General features: G+C 53.0%; 21 protein-coding genes and 1 other RNA gene. 13 read left to right on the plus strand and 9 right to left on the minus strand.

The genetic code is table 11. The annotated features are described in order from the left end of the window. The first annotated feature begins 214 nt into the window (after positions 1–214). From HMPREF3119_RS10240 to HMPREF3119_RS10265, 6 genes are all read left to right on the plus strand, one after another. Positions 215–1,165 carry a VirK/YbjX family protein gene (locus HMPREF3119_RS10240; protein WP_004236371.1) on the plus strand — a complete coding sequence of 317 codons (951 nt, stop codon included), beginning with the start codon at positions 215–217 and terminating at the stop codon, positions 1,163–1,165. 263 nt (positions 1,166–1,428) lie between these two features. Continuing rightward, positions 1,429–2,109, plus strand: a complete 681-nt coding sequence (locus HMPREF3119_RS10245) for a DedA family protein (protein ID WP_004236370.1) — start codon at positions 1,429–1,431, stop codon at positions 2,107–2,109. A gap of 217 nt (positions 2,110–2,326) precedes the next feature. Continuing rightward, positions 2,327–2,629, plus strand: coding sequence for an ElaB/YgaM/YqjD family protein (locus tag HMPREF3119_RS10250; RefSeq protein ID WP_004236369.1), 303 nt, complete (start codon positions 2,327–2,329; stop codon positions 2,627–2,629). Between the two features lie 3 nt (positions 2,630–2,632). Then, the gene (locus HMPREF3119_RS10255; RefSeq protein WP_004236368.1) at positions 2,633–3,046 is read left to right on the plus strand and encodes a phage holin family protein; all 414 of its coding nucleotides are present in this window, start codon (positions 2,633–2,635) and stop codon (positions 3,044–3,046) included. Further along, positions 3,039–3,341 carry a YqjK-like family protein gene (locus HMPREF3119_RS10260; RefSeq protein WP_004236367.1) on the plus strand — a complete coding sequence of 101 codons (303 nt, stop codon included), beginning with the start codon at positions 3,039–3,041 and terminating at the stop codon, positions 3,339–3,341. Before HMPREF3119_RS10255 ends, HMPREF3119_RS10260 begins: the two co-directional genes overlap by 8 nt. A 190-nt stretch (positions 3,342–3,531) precedes the next feature. Next, entirely contained in the window at positions 3,532–3,918 is a 387-nt protein-coding gene (locus tag HMPREF3119_RS10265; protein ID WP_004240479.1) for a DoxX family protein, read from the plus strand. Here HMPREF3119_RS10265 and HMPREF3119_RS10270 read toward each other — a convergent pair. From HMPREF3119_RS10270 to HMPREF3119_RS10275, 3 genes are all read right to left on the minus strand, one after another. Then, positions 3,884–4,360: a glycosyltransferase family 25 protein gene (locus HMPREF3119_RS10270; RefSeq protein WP_318670397.1), complete on the minus strand. Its 477-nt coding sequence runs from the start codon at positions 4,358–4,360 to the stop codon at positions 3,884–3,886. The genes HMPREF3119_RS10265 and HMPREF3119_RS10270 overlap by 35 nt on opposite strands. Further along, entirely contained in the window at positions 4,361–4,495 is a 135-nt protein-coding gene (locus tag HMPREF3119_RS19950) for a hypothetical protein (protein ID WP_256364898.1), read from the minus strand. Positions 4,496–4,709: 214 nt separating this feature from the next. After that, positions 4,710–5,606, minus strand: coding sequence for a LysR family transcriptional regulator (locus tag HMPREF3119_RS10275; RefSeq protein WP_015422972.1), 897 nt, complete (start codon positions 5,604–5,606; stop codon positions 4,710–4,712). A gap of 106 nt (positions 5,607–5,712) precedes the next feature. On the opposite strand from HMPREF3119_RS10275, the gene HMPREF3119_RS10280 reads away from it, so the two are divergent. Then, positions 5,713–6,411: a pirin family protein gene (locus HMPREF3119_RS10280; RefSeq protein ID WP_004236363.1), complete on the plus strand. Its 699-nt coding sequence runs from the start codon at positions 5,713–5,715 to the stop codon at positions 6,409–6,411. A 49-nt stretch (positions 6,412–6,460) separates the two neighbouring features. Here HMPREF3119_RS10280 and rnpB read toward each other — a convergent pair. Both rnpB and rsmI read right to left on the minus strand, forming a co-directional pair. Then, positions 6,461–6,832: RNase P RNA component class A (gene rnpB, locus HMPREF3119_RS10285), an RNA gene on the minus strand. Positions 6,833–6,908: 76 nt separating this feature from the next. Next, positions 6,909–7,781 (minus strand): 16S rRNA (cytidine(1402)-2'-O)-methyltransferase, encoded by an 873-nt coding sequence (gene rsmI, locus HMPREF3119_RS10290; protein ID WP_070579633.1) that lies wholly within the window; start codon positions 7,779–7,781, stop codon positions 6,909–6,911. 60 nt (positions 7,782–7,841) lie between these two features. Here rsmI and HMPREF3119_RS10295 point away from each other — a divergent pair, with 60 nt between their 5' ends. The 4 genes from HMPREF3119_RS10295 to dolP all read left to right on the plus strand — a co-directional run bounded on the left by HMPREF3119_RS10295 (position 7,842) and on the right by dolP (position 11,233). Beyond that, positions 7,842–9,596, plus strand: coding sequence for a penicillin-binding protein activator (locus tag HMPREF3119_RS10295; protein WP_070579637.1), 1,755 nt, complete (start codon positions 7,842–7,844; stop codon positions 9,594–9,596). 67 nt (positions 9,597–9,663) lie between these two features. Continuing rightward, the gene (locus tag HMPREF3119_RS10300; protein WP_004236359.1) at positions 9,664–10,026 is read left to right on the plus strand and encodes a YraN family protein; all 363 of its coding nucleotides are present in this window, start codon (positions 9,664–9,666) and stop codon (positions 10,024–10,026) included. A 34-nt stretch (positions 10,027–10,060) separates the two neighbouring features. After that, complete coding sequence (gene diaA / locus HMPREF3119_RS10305; RefSeq protein ID WP_004240488.1) at positions 10,061–10,651, plus strand: DnaA initiator-associating protein DiaA; 591 nt, start codon at positions 10,061–10,063, stop codon at positions 10,649–10,651. A 9-nt stretch (positions 10,652–10,660) separates the two neighbouring features. Then, the gene (gene dolP, locus HMPREF3119_RS10310; RefSeq protein WP_004236357.1) at positions 10,661–11,233 is read left to right on the plus strand and encodes a division/outer membrane stress-associated lipid-binding lipoprotein; all 573 of its coding nucleotides are present in this window, start codon (positions 10,661–10,663) and stop codon (positions 11,231–11,233) included. A gap of 237 nt (positions 11,234–11,470) precedes the next feature. Here dolP and mtgA read toward each other — a convergent pair whose 3' ends face one another. The 3 genes from mtgA to arcB all read right to left on the minus strand — a co-directional run bounded on the left by mtgA (position 11,471) and on the right by arcB (position 15,425). Then, the gene (gene mtgA / locus HMPREF3119_RS10315; protein ID WP_024474531.1) at positions 11,471–12,193 is read right to left on the minus strand and encodes a monofunctional biosynthetic peptidoglycan transglycosylase; all 723 of its coding nucleotides are present in this window, start codon (positions 12,191–12,193) and stop codon (positions 11,471–11,473) included. Between the two features lie 6 nt (positions 12,194–12,199). Then, on the minus strand, positions 12,200–12,850 hold the full coding sequence (elbB, locus tag HMPREF3119_RS10320; protein ID WP_004236355.1) for an isoprenoid biosynthesis glyoxalase ElbB: 651 nt from the start codon (positions 12,848–12,850) through the stop codon (positions 12,200–12,202). A gap of 241 nt (positions 12,851–13,091) precedes the next feature. After that, complete coding sequence (gene arcB / locus HMPREF3119_RS10325; RefSeq protein WP_004236354.1) at positions 13,092–15,425, minus strand: aerobic respiration two-component sensor histidine kinase ArcB; 2,334 nt, start codon at positions 15,423–15,425, stop codon at positions 13,092–13,094. Between the two features lie 616 nt (positions 15,426–16,041). Between arcB and gltB the strand changes: the two genes are divergently transcribed. Beyond that, positions 16,042–20,499, plus strand: a complete 4,458-nt coding sequence (gene gltB / locus HMPREF3119_RS10330) for a glutamate synthase large subunit (protein WP_070579640.1) — start codon at positions 16,042–16,044, stop codon at positions 20,497–20,499. An 11-nt stretch (positions 20,500–20,510) separates the two neighbouring features. After that, positions 20,511–21,929 carry an FAD-dependent oxidoreductase gene (locus HMPREF3119_RS10335; RefSeq protein WP_024474528.1) on the plus strand — a complete coding sequence of 473 codons (1,419 nt, stop codon included), beginning with the start codon at positions 20,511–20,513 and terminating at the stop codon, positions 21,927–21,929. A gap of 76 nt (positions 21,930–22,005) precedes the next feature. On the opposite strand, the gene sspB is transcribed toward HMPREF3119_RS10335, so the two are convergent. After that, positions 22,006–22,494 (minus strand): ClpXP protease specificity-enhancing factor, encoded by a 489-nt coding sequence (gene sspB / locus HMPREF3119_RS10340; protein WP_004240493.1) that lies wholly within the window; start codon positions 22,492–22,494, stop codon positions 22,006–22,008. Between the last annotated feature and the right edge of the window lie 5 nt (positions 22,495–22,499).

Consider the following 22,499-nt stretch of genomic DNA (forward strand, 5'->3'; position numbering starts at 1 on the left):
TGATTTTAAATAATAATTTAATTTTCATCGTATTTACCGGTGATAATACAACCAATTGTTGTATTTTTGTAACAGCCGGATTTCCACGGAATCCTTAAATTCCGTTAAGACTGCTGCCCGGCGATAAGCTTTTTTTAATTTTTATCTTTATTCTGCCGTTAAAATGGGTGAATTGTTTCACTGTGTAATAATTTCATTCATTAAAGGCACTACTATGTCCGGCCTCCTGCTGTTCAAACAACTACTCACCAAAGAATGCTGTCCCGGTATGCACTGGGACTCCGCCCGTAACCGCTTAAAATTCGCGGCCCGCAGCCTGTTTATGCCGCTGTCCACCATGAAATACCTGTCCGGCCTGACAAACACTGCCTGCTGTGATGCTATTCTGAAAAAGCAGCCGCTGCTGCCGACCAAATTACAGCGCCCGTATCTGAGCATTAATTTTCACCGGAAAAACAAATCGGCGGCTATCTGCGACCATTACCGGATCACCAAAGCCGTTCTGCCACCGGCTGTATTCAGCCGTATCTACAGCAATGAGCAGTTTTATCTCTGCCCGGTTGAAGGAAAAGAGAGCCTCTGTCACCTCTGGCTGGATGTGCAGGATGCATTTAACAAAGAGGGCGAGCTGACGCTGGAAATGCGGGATGATGCCGGTGAGATCCTGGCCCGCAGTGCATTCACCCTGCTGAACCTGAATGAAAAACGGTCACTGTTTATCGGCGCGCTCCAGGGCGGCGTCAGTGAGCAGGCTCACAATGCTATCCGGGCGGCGACTAAAAACTGTCACGGTGTATTCCCTAAACGCATTCTGACGGAAGTTATCTGCCTTATCGCCTCACTGTTTCAGTGTCAGCAGATTATTGCCACCAGTAATGAGACCCATATTTACCGCAGCCGCCGTTACCGCCATAAAAAACTGACACAATGGGTGGCCGATTATAATTCGTTCTGGGAATCTGTCGGTGGCACCGCCAATCCGCAGCACGAATATGTAATACCGCTGACCCTGCCGCGTAAACCCATTGATGAAATAGCCAGTAAAAAACGTGCCGAATACCGCCGCCGTTATCAGTTACTGGATAATGTGGCGCAGGCCGTCTGTGAACGCCTGCAACTGCCGCAGCCGGAAAATAAAACAGATGTTCAACATAACATTATTTAAGAAAAATCCTTCATTTACAGCAGGTTTGACCGGTAATTGACATTTCATTACAGAACTTATTGATTTCCCGTAAAATATAATCTGCAAAAGGCTGAATTTAATCTTAATATTGTTTCGGGGCTGCGGGAAAAATTCACTGTCTCCGCTACCCCTAATTTGCTAAAGTGGCCGGATTTACCAGTGTATATATCAGGGGTTCCGGTCATATCCGCAGAAATGCCCCATAACATGAAATAAGCTTACTTCAGATCCGGGAATAATTGATGGAAACAATGCAGCAACTTTTTTTCGCCCTCTGGCATCAGGACTATGAAACCCTGTCAAACCCGTCCCTGCTGTGGGCGATTTACATTATGCTGTTTGCCATTCTCTTCCTGGAAAACGGCCTGCTTCCCGCTGCGTTTTTACCCGGCGACAGCCTGCTGATTCTTGTCGGGGTACTGATCGCCAAAGATACTCTCGATTTCCCGACAACCCTGATTGTCCTCACCGCCGGTGCCAGTCTCGGCTGCTGGGTGGGCTATTTACAGGGGCGCTGGCTCAGTAATACCAAAATAGTGAAAGGCTGGCTGTCTCATCTGCCGCCGCATTACCATCAGCGGGCACACAGTTTATTCCACCGTCACGGCCTTGCGGCGCTGTTAGTCGGCCGTTTTCTGGCGTTTGTCCGTACCCTGCTGCCGATGCTGGCGGGGATCGCCGGTCTGAATTCACGCCGTTTTCAGTTCTTCAACTGGCTGAGCGGCTTCCTGTGGGTCGGTATTTTAACGTCTCTCGGTTACTGCCTCGGTATCAGCCCGATTTTCCGAAAATATGAGCATCATCTGATGAATATTCTGATGCTGATCCCGGTGGTGCTGCTGGTCTTTGGTTTACTCGCCAGCCTGTGGGTGGTGTGGAAACGCAAGCGGACAAAAACGTCTGACGACACTCACGCACAATAAATTACCAGACTATTTTTCCGGCCGGTGCAATTACAGCAGCCGGCCGGGAAACATTATCTCTCTGTCCGCCGTTTCAGCGTCATTTCCTCTGAATTACCCCGTCATCACCCGCAATGTGCAGAACAATACCGGAAAATAAACTATAATTTACCTTTAATTGCAGATAAAAAGCGGTTACTTTGAATCTGTTACGCTATAACCACCACGAGGAGTTCCTATGTCACATCATACAAATGAAGAGTTACGCGCTGAACTGAAATCATTGGCTGACACCCTGGAATCTGTGCTGAATACGGCAGAAAGTAAATCCAAAGAAGAAGTGGATTCACTGAAGAAAAAAGCACAGGCCGCGCTGGAAAATTCCCGTACCCGTCTCGCGGAAGGGAAAGAGCAGGTTGTGCAGCAGACAAAAGAGATCGCAGGCAAAGCCGATAATTATGTCCGCGAAAATCCGTGGACCGGAGTCGGTATCGGTGCCGCTGTCGGTGTGGTGTTAGGTGTTTTACTGGCCCGCCGCTGAGTTATGACCGATCAGGAGCGTCCGCAGGGGCCCGGCAAAGGGCTCCTTGATACACTGACACGTATCGCCGCCATCGTTATCAGCATGGCAGAAACCCGGCTCAGGCTTGTCGCCACTGAGCTGGAGGAAGAGAAATCCAACCTGATCCAGCTGATTCTGCTGGCCGGTGCCGCTCTGCTGCTGACAGCATTCGGTCTGATGAGCCTGATGATTCTGGTTATGTGGGCCGTTGATCCTGTGTACCGCCTGACCGCGGTGATTATCATGACATCTGTTCTGCTCGGCGGGGCACTGATTTTCGCCCTGTGGGCCGTCCGCAAAGCCCGCCGTTCATCCCTGCTGGGCGCAACCCGCGAACAGCTGGCGATCGACAGGCAACTGCTGGAAAGAAAAAAGCAGGAGCAGGATCATGAATAAGCATCTGCGTGCTGAACGCGCCCGCAAAAAGCAGGCACTGATTGACACTATCGCTGCCCAGCGCAGCGATTTGTCACAGGCCACGGATCAGTGGCTGAAAAAAACCGAATCATTTGACCGCACCTGGCAAACATTGTCACAACTGCGTCCGCTGGTTGTCGCCGGTGTCAGCCTGTTTTCCGTCTTTGCTGTCCGCCATCCGAAAAAACTTATCCGCTGGGGACAACGCGCCCTGGGACTGTGGGGTGTTTTCCGCACACTTCAGAGCAGTTTCCCCCGTAACAGGCAGAACTGACGTATCCCGCCCCCCGGATTCAAAATTTTTGATGTTGTTTATTAAGAATTCTTGCTAACAATCCTTCTCATTCGCACTTACTATTATCCCAACGAAACGGATTGGCATATCGTGCCATTTAAACAAAAGAATATGTGACTCAATCGTCATATTTACTATTCAGTATTGTTGAGCTAATAAGGATCTAACAATGAACAACTACGCTATTTTAGTCGCACGTATCATGATGCCTGTCTTATTTATTGTGGCCGGATACGGCAAATTAGGGGATGCTTATGCAGGAACTCAGCAATATATGCAGGCAATGGGTGTTCCGGGGGCATTGCTGCCGTTAACCATTCTGCTTGAACTGGGCGGCGGCCTGGCCATCCTGTTTGGTTTCTTAACCCGCACAACCGCGATTTTCACCTTTGGTTTTACTGTGCTGACCGCCCTGCTGTTCCACAGTAATTTTGCGGAAGGTGCCAACCAGTTAATGTTTATGAAAAACTTTACCATTGCAGGCGGTTATTTACTGCTGGCTGTTACCGGACCGGGTAAATTCAGTATCGATTATTTACTGAAAAAGAAATGGTAATTGCATTCAGGCAAAGCCACACAGCAATATAATAAATAATACTATTGTGAAACATCCGCTCCGGCGGATGTTTCTGAACAGATTTATCAAAAATATGCATCATTTTTTCCGCATAACCCCGGTTCACAATATAGGCATTGGCACAATATGCATATTTAAGGCTGAGAGAACAAATATCCGCTTCATGCTCATAAACGTTGTAATAATTTCCGCCTAATAATGCAACATCCCACTCTCTTTTCTGAAGCGCGGATAAAAAGAGATTAGCCTGCAGAATATGTTCATCATCGCAATAAAAATTGCAGTCATCCTCAACAACCAGCACCGGTCCCCAGTCATTTTCAGCGATCATTTTCATCACAGCGGCATGAGAAAGCGCACATCCCAGAAATCCCGGTTTTTTCTTAACCGCATTAAAGCGGATAATTTTATGGTGGGGGATTTAAATACTTTCCAGTGCTTCCATAATATCGTTTTTGCGATCCGGCCGGGATTCCAGATTGATATAAATGACTTTTTCAATAAAGCTGTGGTCGAGTGCAAAATTCTCATCCGACATAAACCGTTTCAAATCCATGCTGCCTCCTGCAAATACACTGATGACATACCCTTTATTGCCTGTAAATATCCACTGAATGCTAACGGATAAATATCACCGGTCAATCGCTGTTGTTCTTATTATTGATTAACACATTTCCCGGCAGACACCACAACCGGGCTCCGGCACACAAAAAAATACCTGCCGCGGATAGCCGGGCAGGTATCTGATAATGACCGGTGATAGTGCCGGTTTATTTTCCGCTGAACAATTTCGGAATTTCCCGCAGACACCAGGCTTTGGCCTCACCCATGCTGTCGCGGCGCCACGCCATAATTACATTGGTTTCGTGGCTGTATTCGGAACCGATCACTTTCAGGCGGCCTTCCTGAATATCTTTTTCCACCAGCGGGTACGGCATGCTCGCCACACCCAGCCCGGCAAGCAGGGCACGGCGTTTATCATCAATAGAGCTGACCGTCAGGCGCTGTTGTTTGTCCAGCAGTAACACCGTCAGTACCGGACGTTCGCGGGCAGTATCCGCCACGGCAATTCCCCGGTATTTCACCCGGGTGGTATCGGATAACGGCTCCGGCTCTTTGTGGATCGGGTGATCCGGTGCCGCCACATACACATTCACCACAGAATAGAGCGGGCGGGAGTTGATTTCAGAAGAAGTGCGGAAATGCATATCCGGCGCAATCACGATATCGGCACGCCCGGTTTCCAGCCGCTCCCAGGCACCGGCAAGCACTTCGGTGGCAAGGGTCAGCTGAGTGGTGGATTTCTGTGCCAGTTTGTCCACCAGCGGGAACAGCGAGGCCGTCGGGATCAGCGCCTCACAGACGATGGTCAGATGCGGCTCCCAGCCTCTTGCCAGTGCTTCCGCATCACTGGTCAGTTTATCCGCCGCTTCCAGCAGCAGGCGGCCGCGCTCCAGCAGCATCCGCCCGACATTAGTGAATTTTGTCCGGTGACCCGAGCGGTCAAACAGAACAACATCCAGCTCTTCTTCCAGTTTCTGCATGGTATAGCTCAGGGCGGACGGTACACGCCCCAGTTCTTCCGCCGCCGCCGCAAAACTTCCCCGGCGGTCGATGGCATCCATCACGCGCAATGATTCCAGCGTTAACGCTTTGTCTTTACTCATCATTATCTCAGTCAGAAATTTTGAATGTCGCCACCAGATTAACTGGCTAACAATTCAGCGTCCAGCCCTTTATTATTTCACCATGTAGAATAACAGGCAGACCATTATGATTATACACAGAACCGCCGGACAGGCCGGGTCCGCCGACTATGGCTGGTTACAGGCGAAATATGCTTTCTCTTTCGGGCACTATTTTGACCCCGGATTTATGGGGTACGGCCCGCTGAAAGCACTGAATCAGGAGGTACTGGCTCCCGGTGCCGGTTTCCAGCCCAAATCCTATCCCGATGTGGATATTGTAAACCTGATCCTCAGAGGGAAGCACGATATTCGTGATAATGACGGACTGTATCTGGAGAGCAGACAGGATGAGTGTCTGTTTTTCTCACCGCGCAGGGATGTCAGTTACACTGAAACCAATCCCTGTGAGAAATCACCGCTGACCCGGATTCAGATCTGGCTGAAAGCTGCACGCGGCAGCCTGCGCGGCAGTTCACAAAAACTGATGCTGACACAGCAGCCGGTACAGCTGATTGCCTCGCCGGATGGTGAAGACGGCAGTCTTGATTTACAGCAGGGGGTGCGGATTTCCCATATCCTGCTTCCTGCCGGTGAATCCCTGACACTGCCGTTGTACGGTAAACGGGCATTCTATCAGTCGGTTCACGGTACAGTGACGGCGGATGACGGGCAGAAACAGGGGATAATTGAATGCGGTGACGGCGCGTTTATTCAGGACAGCCGGGAAGTGACCTTTCAGGCGAAAACGCCCTGCCGGGCACTGCTTATTGATATTCTGGCCTGACACACGGCCTGAAATGAAACAACCCCGCGTCAGACGCGGGGTTGTGATAGTGAGGAGTCAGCCGTTAAGCCGGGTTCTGTCGTGGACAATCATTCCTCTGGGCCAGCACTCACGCACTGGCTCAAGCAGCCTACCCGGGTTCAGTGCGGGCCGCACCATATGAACCCCTATTTGGCCTTGCTCCGGGTGGAGTTTACCGTGCCACGGACTGTTACCAGCCGCGCGGTGCGCTCTTACCGCACCCTTTCACCCTTACCTGTGCCCTTACGGGCCATCGGCGGTTTGCTCTCTGTTGCACTGGTCGTAGGCTCGCGCCTCCCAGACGTTATCTGGCACCCTGCCCTGTGGAGCCCGGACTTTCCTCCCCTTTACCCGTCTCCCGGAGGGACTACGATAAAGCAGCGATTGCCTGGCTGACTCCGCTGCGGATTATAAGCAGCTTTCCCGCTGATGTACAGAATAACTCCGCTCCGGAAGAGCGGATGGCGGAAAAGGCATCACTCTGCGGCAGAATCCCCGTCCAGGGTGTAACGGTAAAGAGCATTTTTCTTCACGCCGTACAGTTCCGCCACCACCGCAGCCGCTTTTTTCGGCGGCAGTTCTTTCTGCACAATCGCCAGTGCACGCAGAATTTCCGGGCTGAATTCCTCATCCTGCACCGGCTTAGCACCTTCCGCAATCAGTACCATCTCCCCTTTGCGGCGGTTTTCGTCTTCCTTAATCCAGGCCAGCAGTTCCCCGACCGGTTTCCCCTGAATGGATTCCCAGGTTTTGGTCAGCTCCCGCGCCAGCACCACATAACGGTCTTTCCCCCAGACGGTGACCATATCGGCCAGTGTATCCAGAATGCGGTGGGTGGATTCATAAAAAATCAGCGTACGCGGCTCATCGGCCAGCGTCCGCAGTGTGTCCTGCCGGCTTTTGGTTTTGGCCGGCAGAAATCCCTCGTAACAAAAACGGTCAGAGGGCAGACCGGCAGCACTCAGCGCGGTGACAGCCGCACAGGCACCGGGCAGCGGGATCACAGTAAGCCCCGCATCACGGGCGCGGCGGACCAGATGGTAACCGGGATCGTTAATTAAAGGTGTACCTGCATCGGACACTAATGCGATACTGATCCCGGACTGTAATTTGGTAATTAATTGATCTGCTTTATACTGTTCATTATGATCATGCAGCGCAAACAACCGGTTATTAATACCGAAGTGCGAAAGTAATAAGCCGGTATGCCGGGTATCTTCCGCTGCAATCAGATCGACATTCGTGAGCACCTCAAGAGCACGTGCTGTGATGTCATTCAGATTACCGATCGGTGTCGGCACAACATAAAGTGTCGCTGCCGCAACCACGGCTTGATTAGGTTGATTCATTGTTTCGTCCAGATGATCACATTAGAATTGAGCTTTCAGAAAACTATAACCGGGTACAGTATGTTTTCCTTAACTTTATCGCGTTACCGCAGGCAATTACTTTGTACCGCACTCTTTTCCACGCTGGTTCTCTCAGGCTGTACACTTGAGAACCGGCATGCGGGCACAGCCGGCAAAGGCCAGCCGGAAACACAGGTTCAGCAATATCAGAAGATTATTGATGCAGCCGCCGGAAAGCCGTCCGTTGACGCAATCCGTGCTTATATCGCTCAGGAGCCGCTGCTCACTGATCCGGATGCACATCAGCAGAATATTGATGAAACCTGGCTGATGCTAACACGTTTTACCCCCGAAGAGCGCAATAACATTCAGGTTAACGCTGATGAAAGCGTCTTACAGGGCTGGGTTGATCTGCTTATTCTGTATCAGAACAACCAGCAGGATCTGAAAGCGCTTTCCGCCGCACTGGGTGACTGGCAAATCCGTTACCCGGATAACCCGGCCGCCAAATCCCTGCCGCAGGACCTTATCCAGACCCTGAGCAGCACCTACGGCCAGACCGGTAAAAATGCCCGCGTTGCCCTGTTCCTGCCGCTGAGCGGCCAGGCGAAACTGATGGGTGATGCTATCCGTCAGGGCTTTACTGATGCACAAAACGGCGCGGTATACAGTACCGGTTACCGGGTTGCTGATATTCCGGCCGCACAGCCGGTCAGCGCCGTTCCGGCACAGACCACCCTCAGCCCGGCAGATCCGGATAAAGATATCACCACACCGGATGAAGCAAACGGTGCACCGTCAAATGACAGCACCGCAGACGGCGCAACCGCCGCAAGTCCGGTATCTGCCCCGCAGGTACTGCCGTACAGCGGTGAGTCCCGCACTGTCACTGACGTGAAAATCTATGATACCGACAGCAAACCGCTGGCAACTCTGCTGGCGCAGGCACAGGCTGACGGCATGGACCTGATTGTCGGGCCGCTGCTCAAAGGGGATGTGGCCACACTGGCAACCGCAAACACCCCGCTGAACATTCTGGCGCTCAATGAATTAGATACACCAATCGCCCGTCCGAATGTCTGCTACTTCTCACTTTCACCGGAAGATGAAGCCCGCAACGCCGCACAGTTTATCCGTCAGGATAACAAAACCGCGCCGCTGGTACTGACACCGGATAACAGCTTCGGCCGCCGGATCGCACAAAGCTTTGCCGATGAGTGGCAGAAAAATGGTGGTGGTTTGGTACTGCATCAGACCTTCTCCGGCAATCCGGGCAGTTCACTTTCACTGACCGGCGTGCCGGTGCAGCCATCCTCATCAGCGGCAGCGCAGCCGGACGGTACCGTGGTACAGCCGCAGCCTGTCAGCGGCGGTGTGGACTCTGTCTATATTATCGCCACCTCTGATCAGCTGATTTACATCAAACCGGCGCTGGAATTTGCCACCAGTGCGCGCGGACGCCCGGCGTTTTATGCCAGCTCCCGCAGCAATAAAGCCGGAACCGGCAAAGATTTTCAGTTTGAAATGGAAGGGCTGAAACTGACAGATATCCCGCTGATTGCGGGCGGTAATCCGCAGTTACTGAGTCAGGCAGCCGGGAAATTCGGCAACGACTATACCCGTGTCCGCCTCTATGCGATGGGCATGGATGCATGGCGTCTGGCGAATCAGTTCGGTGATATGCAGCGTCATACTCTGCGCATGAATGGCGCCAGCGGAGACATTACTGTCACTGATAACTGCACCGTTTACCGTCACCTGCCGTGGCTGGAGTTTAAGCAGGGTAATCTTGCCCCGCTGGGTGCCGCAAACTAGTCTTTGTCTGAATTTTACAGGTGACAGGATGTCACCTTTATATTGCTGATATACAGGGAACGTATTTATGCTTACGTGGCTGACAGGCCGTCGTCATGAACAATTTGCCCGGCGCTGGCTGGAACAGCAGGGACTGACATTTGTTGCGCAGAATGTCCGTTTCCGCCGGGGCGAAATTGATTTAATTATGCGGGACAGCGGCACCTGGGTGTTTACCGAGGTCCGCTACCGCCGCAATGCACACTATGGCGGAGCGGCTGCCAGTGTCACAAAAACCAAACAGCGCCGCTTACTTTATGCGGCTTCCTGCTGGTTATCTCAGCAACAGCTGAGTATGCTGACCTGTGACTGCCGTTTTGACATTTGCGCCATAACCGGTGACCATATCGACTGGCTGAAAAATGCCTTTGGTCACGCCGACTTTTGTTAATGTCGTTATCCGTTGCTGATAGCAGGACTTATACGTGTTAGACAGAATTAAACAGTGTTTTACTGAAAGTATTCAGACGCAGATTGCAGCCGCAGAAGCCCTGCCGGATGCCATTTCCCGGGCGGCCATGATGATGGTTCAGTCGCTGCTCAACGGCAATAAAATCCTCTGCTGCGGTAACGGCGGGTCGGCGGCGACAGCTTCGCGCTTCGCCACCAGTATGATCCACCGGTTTGAAACCGAACGCCCTAGCCTGCCCGCACTGGCACTGAATACGGATAATGTGGTGATGACCGCAATCGCCGCCAACCGGCAGCAGGATGAAATTTATGCCAAGCAGGTCCGCGCCATCGGCCAGACCGGTGATGTGCTGCTGGCGATATCCACACACGGCAACAGCCGCAATATTATCAAAGCGGTTGAAGCTGCGGTGACCCGTGATATGACCATTGTGGCCCTGACCGGCTACGACGGCGGGGAGCTGGCTGGTCTGCTGGGTCCGCGTGATGCGGAAATCCGCGTACCCTCACAGCACAGTGTCCGCATACAGGAAGTGCATATGCTGACGGTGAATTGTTTATGTGATTTAATCGACAATACCCTTTTCCCCCACCAGGAAGACTAAGGAGATATTATGAGAATTGTGCCCGTGGCAGCACTAATCTGCAGCGCGTTACTGTTACAGGGATGTATCGGCGCAGCACTTGTCGGATCTGCGGCAGTTGCGACCAAAGCCGCATCAGACCCCCGTTCTGTCGGCACACAGGTCGATGACGGCACACTGGAAGCCCGTGTCAGTGGCCAGCTCAATAAAGATAAAGATATCAAACAGCAGCGGATTATTCCGGTGGCTTATCAGGGGAAAGTCCTGCTGATTGGTCAGGCGGAAGATCTCTCTCTGGCTCGGCGGGCAAAAGAGATTGCCGCCAAAGTGGACGGTACCGAACTGGTGTATAACGAAGTCCGCCAGGGAACACCGATTGATTTGGGGACTGCCTCCAAAGACGCCTGGATTACGACAAAAGTCCGTTCCAAGCTGCTGACCAGTGATGCGGTAAAATCCGCGAATATCAAGGTAATCACTGAAAACGGTGAGATTTTCCTGTTAGGGGTGGTTACCCGTCAGGAAGGGGCTGCCGCGGCGAAAGTAGCCAGTGAAACGGATGGCGCGAAAAAAGTCACCACCGCCTTTACCTGGCTGAATTAATTCCGTCTGCTTTCGGAAACCGATAAGAAACCTGACTTAATGTCAGGTTTTTTTATGCCCGTGCCGGATGCCTGCTTTCTGCTCATCCGCCTGAATGCAGATAAAATGCAGGATATATCAATAAATAACAAATAATAAGAATATTATACCAAAACAGTCTGAGCTGCGGTCATTATTATATTTACTTATCATTTTTGTAAAAAAACAAATCAGTAAGATAAATTCATTATACTGCGGCTAATTATCAGCCAGATTATTTTTCTTCAGGAACGTTGTTCCGCCCAGCAACTGCATCTGATGCAATATCCATTGCTGACGCTGGCGGAGATACGCGGAAGGTTTATCCGCATGCAACCGGTGGGGATTCGGCAGCACGGCAGCCAGTAATGCAGCCTCAGCCGCCGTCAGATTTTTCGCGCTTTTGCCGAAAAAGTGCTGCGCCGCCGCTTCGGCACCGAAAATTCCCGGCCCGAACTCCGCGATATTGAGATACACCGTCAGGATCCGTGACTTTGACCAGACCAGCTCAATACCGGGCGTCAGCAGCGTTTCCAGCCCTTTTCGTACCCAGCTGCGGCCATCCCACAGAAACAGGTTCTTGACCGTCTGCTGGCTCAGTGTGGATGCACCGCGTGCCGCCCGGCCTTTCTTACCGCTTTTTGATAGTGCGTCGGAGATAGCACCAAAGTCAAAACCGTGGTGGTGCGGGAAATTCTGATCCTCAGACGCAATCACCGCCAGCTTCATCTGCGGGGAAATAGCGTCTTCACCCGCCCATGTACTGTGAGCGACATAAGAAAAATTGAATGTTGACCATGCCGAAAGCTGCCTTTCCAGCATCACCATAGAGTAAGGGACAGGGAGGAACGCGAACAAAATTATCATTGTTACCCATAACAACATAACAAAAACAACTATTTTTCGCAGAAACCGCAATATCCTCCCCATCATTTTCCTCATTCTTTATCAGGCCATTCCGAGCACTTTCTTCACGAGTTTATCAATCCCGATCTGTGCCTGTGCGATATTCTCAGCCAGCATATAGGCTGGGGTTGTCACGATTTTATGGGTTTCATCTACGACGATATTATCCACCGTGCAATTGACATGTACGCCGCCCATTTCCGCGATCGCCGCCGCAATATCAGAATCATTGCCAATGGTAAGTTGTACTGATGAATTAACGATTTTCGGGATCATCACCGGTGCAATACACATAAATCCCATCGGTTTGCCCTGAGATAACATCCCACGCGTCAATAATAAAAAATATTTATCTATTTCGCAGTCAGCACCTTTTACGGCAAAATCGCACAGATTTTTTGCCGCACCGAAACCGCCCGGAACAATCAGTGCATCCAGCTGTGACGCATCCGCTTCGGCCAGCGGACGGATTTCTCCGCGTGAAATCCGTGCTGACTCTTCCAGCATATTGCGCTTTTCTGATTTTTCCTCACCGGAAAGATGATTGATAACAGTGCGTTGAGGTTCATCCGGTGCAAAAAAATACACCTGTGCGCCGGATTGGGTTAAACTGAGCAGCGAAAGAACGGATTCATGGATTTCACTACCGTCGAAAACACCGCATCCGCTTAAAACGATACCAACAGATTTCATATCTGACTCCTTTTGTAGTAGATTAATGCTTAACCCTTTAGAGGTGCAAACACCAATCTTCATCACAGTTTTTAATGAATCTTGTAACAAAAATACTTATCTTTGCTATGTTGAAGCCTGTATGATGTAAGAGCCTATTTCATCACTCGCCTAAATAACGATAAATAGTTGTCGCGGGTGAACCAGTTTCCCTGGTGTTGGCGCAGTATTCGCGCACCCCAACCTCGGTTGGGGTTATTTTTTACCTGCGATTTGCCAGCCAGTTTCTTAAAATTCCCACCTGACTTTCCCAATCGTGATTCAGTTCATCGACCCACTCCTGCACGTTATCGTCCCATGCCGGTAATTCCGGTGACTGAATCTGCTGTGCAACCTGCCGCAGATGGATAAGCCCGACTGACCCGGCGGCGCCTTTGATTTTATGTCCCTCTTCCGCAATGCCTTTGCGGTCTTTCGCCACCATGTTGGAATTGAGGATCGCCAGATAGCCCGGCATCATTTTTTCAAACACATCCAGGCTGTCTTCAATCAGTTTCGGTCCCACCAGTTCGATGTACTGATTCAGCATCTCCAGATCCAGTGACTGCGCATACACGTCCTCAGACGCCGCTGAGCCGCTTTCCTCCGCAGGCAGTGCCTCACTACCGTCTCCCCAGAATTTCGCTATCATCTGCGTCAGAGCGCCCACAGCGAGAGGTTTGCTCAGCACGTCATCCATACCGGCGTCCAGATACTCTTTTTTATCCTTCAGCACATTGGCGGTCAGTGCCACCAGCGGCGGTAAATCATCCGCCTGATAACGCTGATGCAGCTCACGGGCGATATCCAGTCCGCTCATATCCGGCAGCTGAATATCCAGCAGCACAAGGTCGTACTCCTCCGGCGAGAACATCGCCAGCGCGTCACGGCCGTTCATCGCGACATCCACCGTATTACCCAGTTTTTCCAGGACAGAGCGCGCCACCACCACATTCAGCTCGATATCTTCCACCAGCAGGATATTCAGGGCCGGCAGCAGCAGACCGTCATCGTCCTCCTCCTCCGGAGCCTCCTGGGCCGGTGCGCAGACCGACAGCGTGAAGCAGGAGCCTTTGCCCGGCTCACTGGTCACGGTGATATCACCGCCCATTGCCTGTGCCAGACGGCGGGAGACCGCCAGGCCGATACCGGTACCGGTGGCAGGGCGCCCGCCCGCGCTGTCCGTTACCTGGTAATACATGGCGAAGATTTTTTCCAGCTCATCCTTCGGAATGCCGATACCGGAATCCCGCACCTCAAAGCAGAGCATATCATTGGCTTCACGCCACACTTTCACCGTGATACCGCCTTCGCGGGTGAATTTCACGCCGTTGCCGATAAGATTCCACAGGATCTGGCGCAGACGGGTACCGTCCGCCATGATCACAGACGGTACCGGCTGGATCAGGTCGAGGGTGAACTGCAGCCCTTTCGGCTGCACCAGCAGGCCGGACAGATTTTCCAGATCAGAAATAAATTCGGTGAAATTGACCGGCTGGGTATCGAGGCGGACGTTGCGCCGCTCCAGTTTGTCCATCTCAATCACGTCATTGAAGATATTGCCGAGGGTGACGGCGCTGACATGAATAGTTTTCAGGTAATTTTCCTGTTCCGGATTGAGATCCGTATCCAGCAGAATGCGGCTCAGCCCGACAATCCCGTTCAGCGGCGTACGCAGTTCGTGACTGATGGTGGAGATAAAGGTGGTTTTCTCGCGGCTGGCGTTTTCAATCGCTTCCTGATAACGCTTGCGCTCGGTGATATCACGACCAAAGCCCATCAGGCCGTGGCGTTTGCCGACACTGTCATAGAACGGCACTTTGCGCAGCTCAAAGCAGGCTTTGCGCCCGTCCGGATACACCAGCCACTGCTCATAGGTGAGCGAGACATTATGACGGAATACTTTTTCATCCGTTTCCATCACTTTATCAGCGATTTCCGGTTCATAAATATCGCGCGGGGTCAGGCCGCGCAGCAGTTTTTCACTGCGGCCGGTAAGCAGTTCCATCGCGCGGTTACAGCCGGAAAACTCATTTTTCTCATTGCGGTAATAGACCAGGTCCGGCGAGGCATCAAGGAAAGAGCGCAGCAGGACAGATTGCTGTTCAAACTCGAGCTGGGTCTGTTCGCGGCGGCTGATCTCTTTCTTCAGTTTATCCAGCAGAACAACCTGTTCATCCTCAACTTTTTCGCGCTCGGTAATCTCCTGATTAAGTTGGGTAATGTTCTCTTTCAGCTGTTCGTTGAGTTCGAGATCCCGCTTGCGCATCACTTCCAGTTTACTGACCAGTCTGGACAGGCGCTGGCGGGATTCCTCCAGCTGTTCAACCACCACAGACATAAAATAGACCGCCCACGGCGTGATCAGCAGGCCGAAGAAGACAGAGCGCACCAGGTCAATGCTCTGCACTTCCCCCTGGAGCAGCATGGTGACAGCAATCTGCACCACCATCGCCAGCACCACCAGTCCCGATGCCAGCAATAACGAAAACCGGACCAGGCCCAGTTTCATCAGTAAATCAACATAATATTGTGCTAAACCGCGTAGCAATTTCATATCTGCTCCACCCGCTGAATGAGGGTTAGTATCATAACGTAAAATTGGCGGATAACAGCGTTTCCGGCGCGGATTAAATAAAAAATCAAATTAACCGGTGTTACACGCATCTTCCGCCGGATAATATGGCCGGATTACCACCCGGTACTGTTTTTTTATCTGAATAAAATTAAAAACACGACATTTATCTGCAAATTAGCAGAAACAGAGCAGATAAAATCAGGTTATAAATAAAAATGCCCATGCTGCGCGGTAATAACCCGCAAAAAACAGTGATGTACATCACACAAAAAATCGGCGCTCCGGTTGCGGAATCAGCGGATTAAAATCCTGAAAATAGTTTTTTTTCATTAAATTATCGCAAAAACCATGCTCACATACTGTCAGTTACCTGATATTTGACCGTCACCGTATTTCCCGGTAAGTTGAAAAACGACGTTCCGGATCACCTGTGGTCAGCACCGATATAATAATTATTCGCTTGCCGGTCGCGGCACAAACACACATCACAATACCCTTTGCTGAGATATCTGTCGTCAGCAGGGCTGACTGAGGCCCGGAAACAGCTTTGCCGCAGAAATGCGGCCTAATGTGAGACATGCAAAAGGGGCCACTTATGCTTTATAACCCGTCACAGGATAAGGACAACTGCGGTTTCGGCCTGATTGCCCACCTCGAAGGACAACCCAGCCACAAAGTCGTGCGTACTGCCATCAGCGGGCTGGCGCGGATGCAGCACCGCGGTGCGATCCTCGCCGACGGCAAAACCGGGGACGGCTGCGGTTTATTATTACAAAAACCCGATCGTTTCTTTCAGATGATTGCTGCGGAGAATGAATGGCGGCTGGCGCGTAATTATGCAGTCGGGATGCTGTTTCTCAGTCAGGATCCGGTCATTGCACAAGCCTGCCGCGATATTATCGAAGAAGAGCTGGCGGACGAAACACTGTTTATCGCAGGCTGGCGTAAAGTGCCGGTCAGACCGGAGATCCTCGGCGAAATCGCCCTCGCCGGTATGCCGCAGATTGAGCAGGTCTTTATCAATGCTCCCGCAGGCTGGCGGGCACGGGATCTGGAACGCCGCCTGTTTATGGCGCGCCGCCGGATTGAAAAGCGCATCAGCGACCCGGATTTTTATGTCTGCAGCCTGTCCAATCTGGTGACGATTTATAAAGGGTTGTGCATGGCCGCCGATCTGCCGCGTTTTTATCCGGATCTGGCCGATTTAAGAATGGAATCCGCTATCTGCCTGTTTCACCAGCGTTTTTCAACCAATACCGTTCCACGCTGGCCGCTGGCACAGCCCTTCCGCTATCTCGCCCATAACGGCGAAATCAACACTATCACCGGTAACCGCGAGTGGGCCCGTGCCCGTGCTTATAAATTCCGCACACCGCTGATCCCGGATCTCATCACCGCCGCCCCGTTTGTTAATGAAACCGGTTCGGATTCCAGCTCGCTGGATAATATGCTGGAACTGTTTCTCAACGGCGGGATGGATCTGGTGCGTGCCATGCGGCTGCTGGTGCCGCCTGCCTGGCAGAATCACCCGGATATGGATGATGATCTGCGCGCCTTTTTTGATTTTAACTCCATGCATATGGAGCCGTGGGACGGCCCGGCCGGAATTGTTATCTCTGACGGGCGCTATGCCGCCTGTAACCTCGACCGCAACGGGCTGCGCCCTGCCCGTTATGTCATTACCACAGACAAACTGATCACCTGCGCCTCTGAGATCGGTATCTGGGATTATCAGCCGGATGAAGTCACTGAAAAAGGCCGTGTCGGGCCGGGCGAACTGCTGGTGATTGATACACAGGAAGGCCGTATCCTGCATACCCGCGAGACCGATAACGATCTCAAAACCCGTCATCCGTACAAAGCGTGGCTGGAGAAAAATGTTGTGCGGCTCACGCCGTATCAGGATCTGATGAATAAAACACCGCCGCAGCGCGCCCTCGGTGATGCACAGCTGGCGGTGTATCAGAAGCAGTTCGGTTATACCCTGGAAGAGCTGGAGCAGGTTCTGCGGGTGCTGGGGGAAAACGGCCAGGAAGCCGTGGGTTCAATGGGGGATGATACTCCGTTTGCGGTACTCTCTGCCCGCCCGCGTCTGATTTATGACTATTTCCGCCAGCAGTTTGCCCAGGTAACCAACCCGCCGGTCGATCCGCTGCGGGAAGCCCATGTTATGTCGCTCGCCACCAGCATCGGCCGGGAGATGAATGTCTTCTGCGAAGCGGAAGGCCAGGCACACCGGCTGAGCATGGCCTCACCGGTACTGATGCACACAGATTTTGAACAATTGCTGAGCCGTGATCCGGATTATTACCGCGCGGAACATCTTTCACTCTGTTTTGATCCGCGGGAAACCACACTGGAACAGGCGATCCGCACCCTGTGTGATAATGCGGAAGCCGCTGTCCGCGCCGGTGCTGTACTGGTGGTACTGAGTGACCGGCAGATTTCACCGGACACCCTGCCGATCCCGGCACCGATGGCGGTAGGTGCGGTACAGCAACGACTGGTCAGCCAGAACCTGCGCTGTGACGCCAATATCATCGCCGAAACCGCCGGTGCCCGTGACCCGCACCATTTTGCCGTGCTGCTCGGGTTCGGCGCTACCGCCATCTATCCTTATCTCGCCTGTGAATCCCTGCTGAAACTGTGCAGCGATAACGTCCTCACGCACTCACCGGCTCAGGTATTGCTCAACTACCGCAACGGCATCAACAAAGGACTGTATAAAATCATGTCCAAAATGGGGATCTCTGCCGTCTCCTCATACCGCTGTGCCAAACTGTTTGAAGCGGTCGGCCTGAGTGATTCTGTGGCAGAACTCTGTTTCCGGGGTGTGCCGAACCGGATCGGCGGCGCGGATTTCAGTGATTTCCAGCAGGATCTGCATAACCTGTCCCGCCTCGCCTGGCTGCCGCGCAAACCGCTCGATGCAGGCGGTCTGCTGAAATACATTCATAACAGTGAATATCACGCCTATAACCCGGATGTGATCGCCACATTGCAAAAAGCCGTTCACAGCGGAAATTATGCGGATTATCAGCACTATGCTGCTCTGGTAAACGGCCGTCCGGCAGCCATGCTGCGTGATTTACTGGCACTGCGCACCGATACACAACCCATCAGTATTGATGAAACTGAATCGGCTGAATCCCTGTTTTCCCGCTTTGATACCGCAGCCATGTCTATCGGCGCCCTCAGCCCGGAAGCTCATGAGGCACTGGCTGTCGCCATGAACCGGCTCGGCGGCAGCTCTAACTCCGGCGAAGGCGGTGAGGACCCGGCGCGGTTTGGTACAGAAAAAAACTCTAAAATCAAACAGATGGCCTCCGGCCGCTTTGGTGTGACACCGGGATATCTGCGCAGCGCGCGGGTTATTCAGATTAAAGTGGCACAAGGCGCGAAACCCGGCGAAGGTGGTCAGCTTCCCGGTGATAAAGTCACGCCGTATATCGCCTCGCTGCGCTATTCTGTGCCCGGCGTCACCCTGATTTCCCCGCCGCCGCACCATGATATTTACTCTATCGAAGACCTGGCTCAGCTGATTTTCGATCTCAAACAGGTCAATCCGGAAGCACTGATTTCCGTCAAACTGGTCTCGGAGCCGGGCGTCGGTACCATTGCCACCGGCGTGGCCAAAGCCTATGCCGATTTCATCACCATTTCGGGGTATGACGGCGGCACCGGCGCCAGTCCGCTCACCTCTGTCAAATACGCGGGTACCCCGTGGGAGCTGGGGCTGGCAGAAGCCCAGCAGGCACTGGTGAGCAACGGTCTGCGCCATAAAATCCGCTTACAGACAGACGGCGGACTGAAAACCGGGCTGGATATCATAAAAGCCGCCATTCTCGGCGCGGAAAGCTTTGGTTTCGGTACCGGCCCGATGGTTGCGCTCGGCTGCAAATATCTGCGCATCTGCCACCTGAATAACTGTGCCACCGGCGTGGCAACCCAGGATGAAACGCTGCGCCGCGATCACTATCACGGCCTGCCGGAGCGGGTAATGAACTATTTCCGCTTTATTGCACAGGAAACCCGTGAGCTGATGGCACAACTGGGTGTGAGAAAACTGACCGACCTTATCGGCCGTACTGATTTGCTGGTCAGAATTGAAGGCACCACAGCCCGGCAGCAGAAACTGGATCTGTCCGATTTACTGGTCTCTCCGGTACCGCATGAAGGTGCCGCACTGTTCTGCTCTCAAACTAACCCGCCGTTTGATAAGGGGGAACTGAACCGCCGCATCCTGGAAGATACCCGGACCTGTGTGCAGACACAGCAATCCCGTGCCTTTTATTATGATATCCGCAATACCGACCGCTCGGTGGGCGCTGCGCTCTCCGGCTTTGTGGCGGAGCTGTACGGCAACAGCGGGATCGCCGCTTCACCGCTGAAACTGCATTTTACCGGCACCGCCGGGCAGAGTTTTGGTGTCTGGAATGCCGCAGGTATTGAACTGACACTCACGGGCGATGCCAACGACTATGTCGGTAAAGGCATGGCGGGCGGGCAGATTGTTCTGCATCCGCATCCCGGCTCTGCCTTTGCCGCTCACGACACCACAATTGCCGGAAATACCTGTCTGTATGGTGCCACCGGCGGCAAACTCTACGCCGCAGGCCGTGCCGGAGAGCGCTTTGCTGTCCGTAACTCCGGCGCACTGGCGGTGGTCGAGGGCGTCGGTGATAACGGCTGTGAATATATGACCGGCGGGATTGTCTGTGTGCTCGGCAAAACCGGGATTAACTTCGCGGCCGGGATGACCGGCGGATTCGCTTATCTCTATGATGAGGACGGCACCGCCGCCGGGCGTGTTAATCCGGAAATGGCGGAAACCCGCGATATCAGCGGGCTGCCGGTTCTGCAGGAACATTTGCGCGGCATGCTGGAAGACCACCGCCGCCTGACCGGCTCCGCCAGAGCAGACGCACTTCTCAGAGATTGGACAGAACAGGCCGGGCGGTTTATCCTCGTCAAGCCGAAATCTGCGGATATTCATGCACTTGCCGGGGTAACCCGCCATGCAGACACTGAATTACGGATCCGGGCACAGTAAGGGGAATCAAGATGAGCCGCAATGTTTATCAGTTTATTGAATTACAGCGTACGGATCCGCAAAAGCTCCCGCTGGCACTCCGTAAAACCGAATTTATCGAGATTTATGAGCCGTTTTCGCCGCCGCAGGTGAAAGAGCAGGCGACCCGCTGCCTCGGCTGCGGTAATCCGTATTGTGAATGGAAATGCCCGGTACATAACTATATCCCCAACTGGCTGCGGCTGGCGGAGGAAGGCCGGATTATTGAGGCCGCAGAGCTGTCACACCAGACCAACAGCCTGCCGGAAGTGTGCGGCCGGGTATGTCCGCAGGACCGGTTATGCGAGGGTGCCTGTACCCTGCATGACGAGTTCGGCGCGGTCACCATCGGCAATATTGAACGTTATATCACCGATAAAGCCTTTGAAATGGGCTGGAAACCGGATCTCTCCGCTGTCCGTCCGACCGGAAGAAAGGTCGCGGTAATTGGCGCCGGTCCTGCCGGGCTGGCCTGTGCCGATGTGCTGATCCGCAACGGCGTAACCCCCGTAGTATTTGATAAGCACCCGGAAATCGGCGGGCTTCTCACCTTCGGAATTCCGTCGTTTAAGCTGGAAAAATCCATTATGAAGCGCCGCCGTGAGTTGTTCACAGAGATGGGCGTGGAGTTTCAGCTTAATACCGAGATCGGAAAAGAGATCACGCTCAGTGAGTTACAGCAGAACTATGATGCCGTCTTTATCGGCGCGGGCACCTATCAGCCGATGAGCGGCGGGCTGAAAAATGAAGATGCTGCCGGGGTATACAGCGCCCTGCCGTATCTGATCGGCAATACCCGTCAGGTGATGGGGTTGCCGGATGATGATTCCGCTCCGTTTATTGACCTGAAGAATAAACGCGTCGTGGTACTCGGCGGCGGAGATACGGCAATGGATTGCCTGCGGACCGCCATCCGTCAGGGTGCTGCAGAAGTGACCTGTGTGTACCGCCGGGATGAGGAGAACATGCCGGGCTCGCGCCGTGAGGTGAAAAATGCCAAAGAGGAAGGGGTTAATTTCCGTTTTAACTGTCAGCCATCCGCCATTGAAACCGATGCAACGGGTAACGCCTGTGGTGTCCGCGTATTAACCACCCGGTTGGGTGATGCGGACAGCAGCGGCCGCCGTCAGATTGAAACGGATGATAATTCCGCCTTTGTTATTGATGCCGATGCGGTCATTATCGCGTTCGGTTTCCGGCCGCACGCGATGCCGTGGCTGGACGCTCTCAGTGTCACACGGGATCAGCAGGGCCGGATCAGCGCCCCGGCACAGGCAACTTATCCGTTTGAAACCTCCGTCAGCGGTATTTTTGCCGGCGGGGATGTGGTACGCGGCTCGGATCTGGTGGTTACCGCCATTGCCGAAGGCCGCCGGGCGGCAGAAAGTATTCTCGATTATCTGCACGTATGAGCAGAGTAATTACCTGATCATGCTGCCTTAAATGCAAAAAAGACCGCTTTCGCGGTCTTTTTTATTTATCGGTCTGTTACTTCACGACACGTAAGTTCGGACGGCCACGCGGTGGTTTCGGCGGCTCCGGGTCATCCCCGTCGGTGCTTTCTTCCGCCGGTTTTACCGGTTCGTCGTGGATCAGGGTGATGTTATCCACTGCCGGAGTCAGAATATCTTCTTCTTCCGCAGCCTCATAAGCCACTTCCGGCTCAAACATCATCCCGGCACCGTTTTCACGGGCGTAGACCGCAATAATGGCAGCCATCGGCACATCCACCTGGCGCGGAACACCGCCGAAACGGGCATTAAAACCGACCCACTCGTTGGTCATTTCCAGATTACCCACAGCGCGCGGTGCAATATTCAGGACAATCTGACCATCCTGAGCATACTCCATCGGCACATTCACACCGGGGGTGTTCACATCCACCACCAGATGGGGTGTCAGTTCATTATCCAGTAACCATTCATAGTGCGCCCGCAGCAGATAAGGGCGGCGCGGTGTTAATTCCTGAATATCCATCAGCG

This window comes from Morganella sp. HMSC11D09, assembly GCF_001807955.1.
Lineage (GTDB): Bacteria > Pseudomonadota > Gammaproteobacteria > Enterobacterales > Enterobacteriaceae > Morganella > Morganella morganii.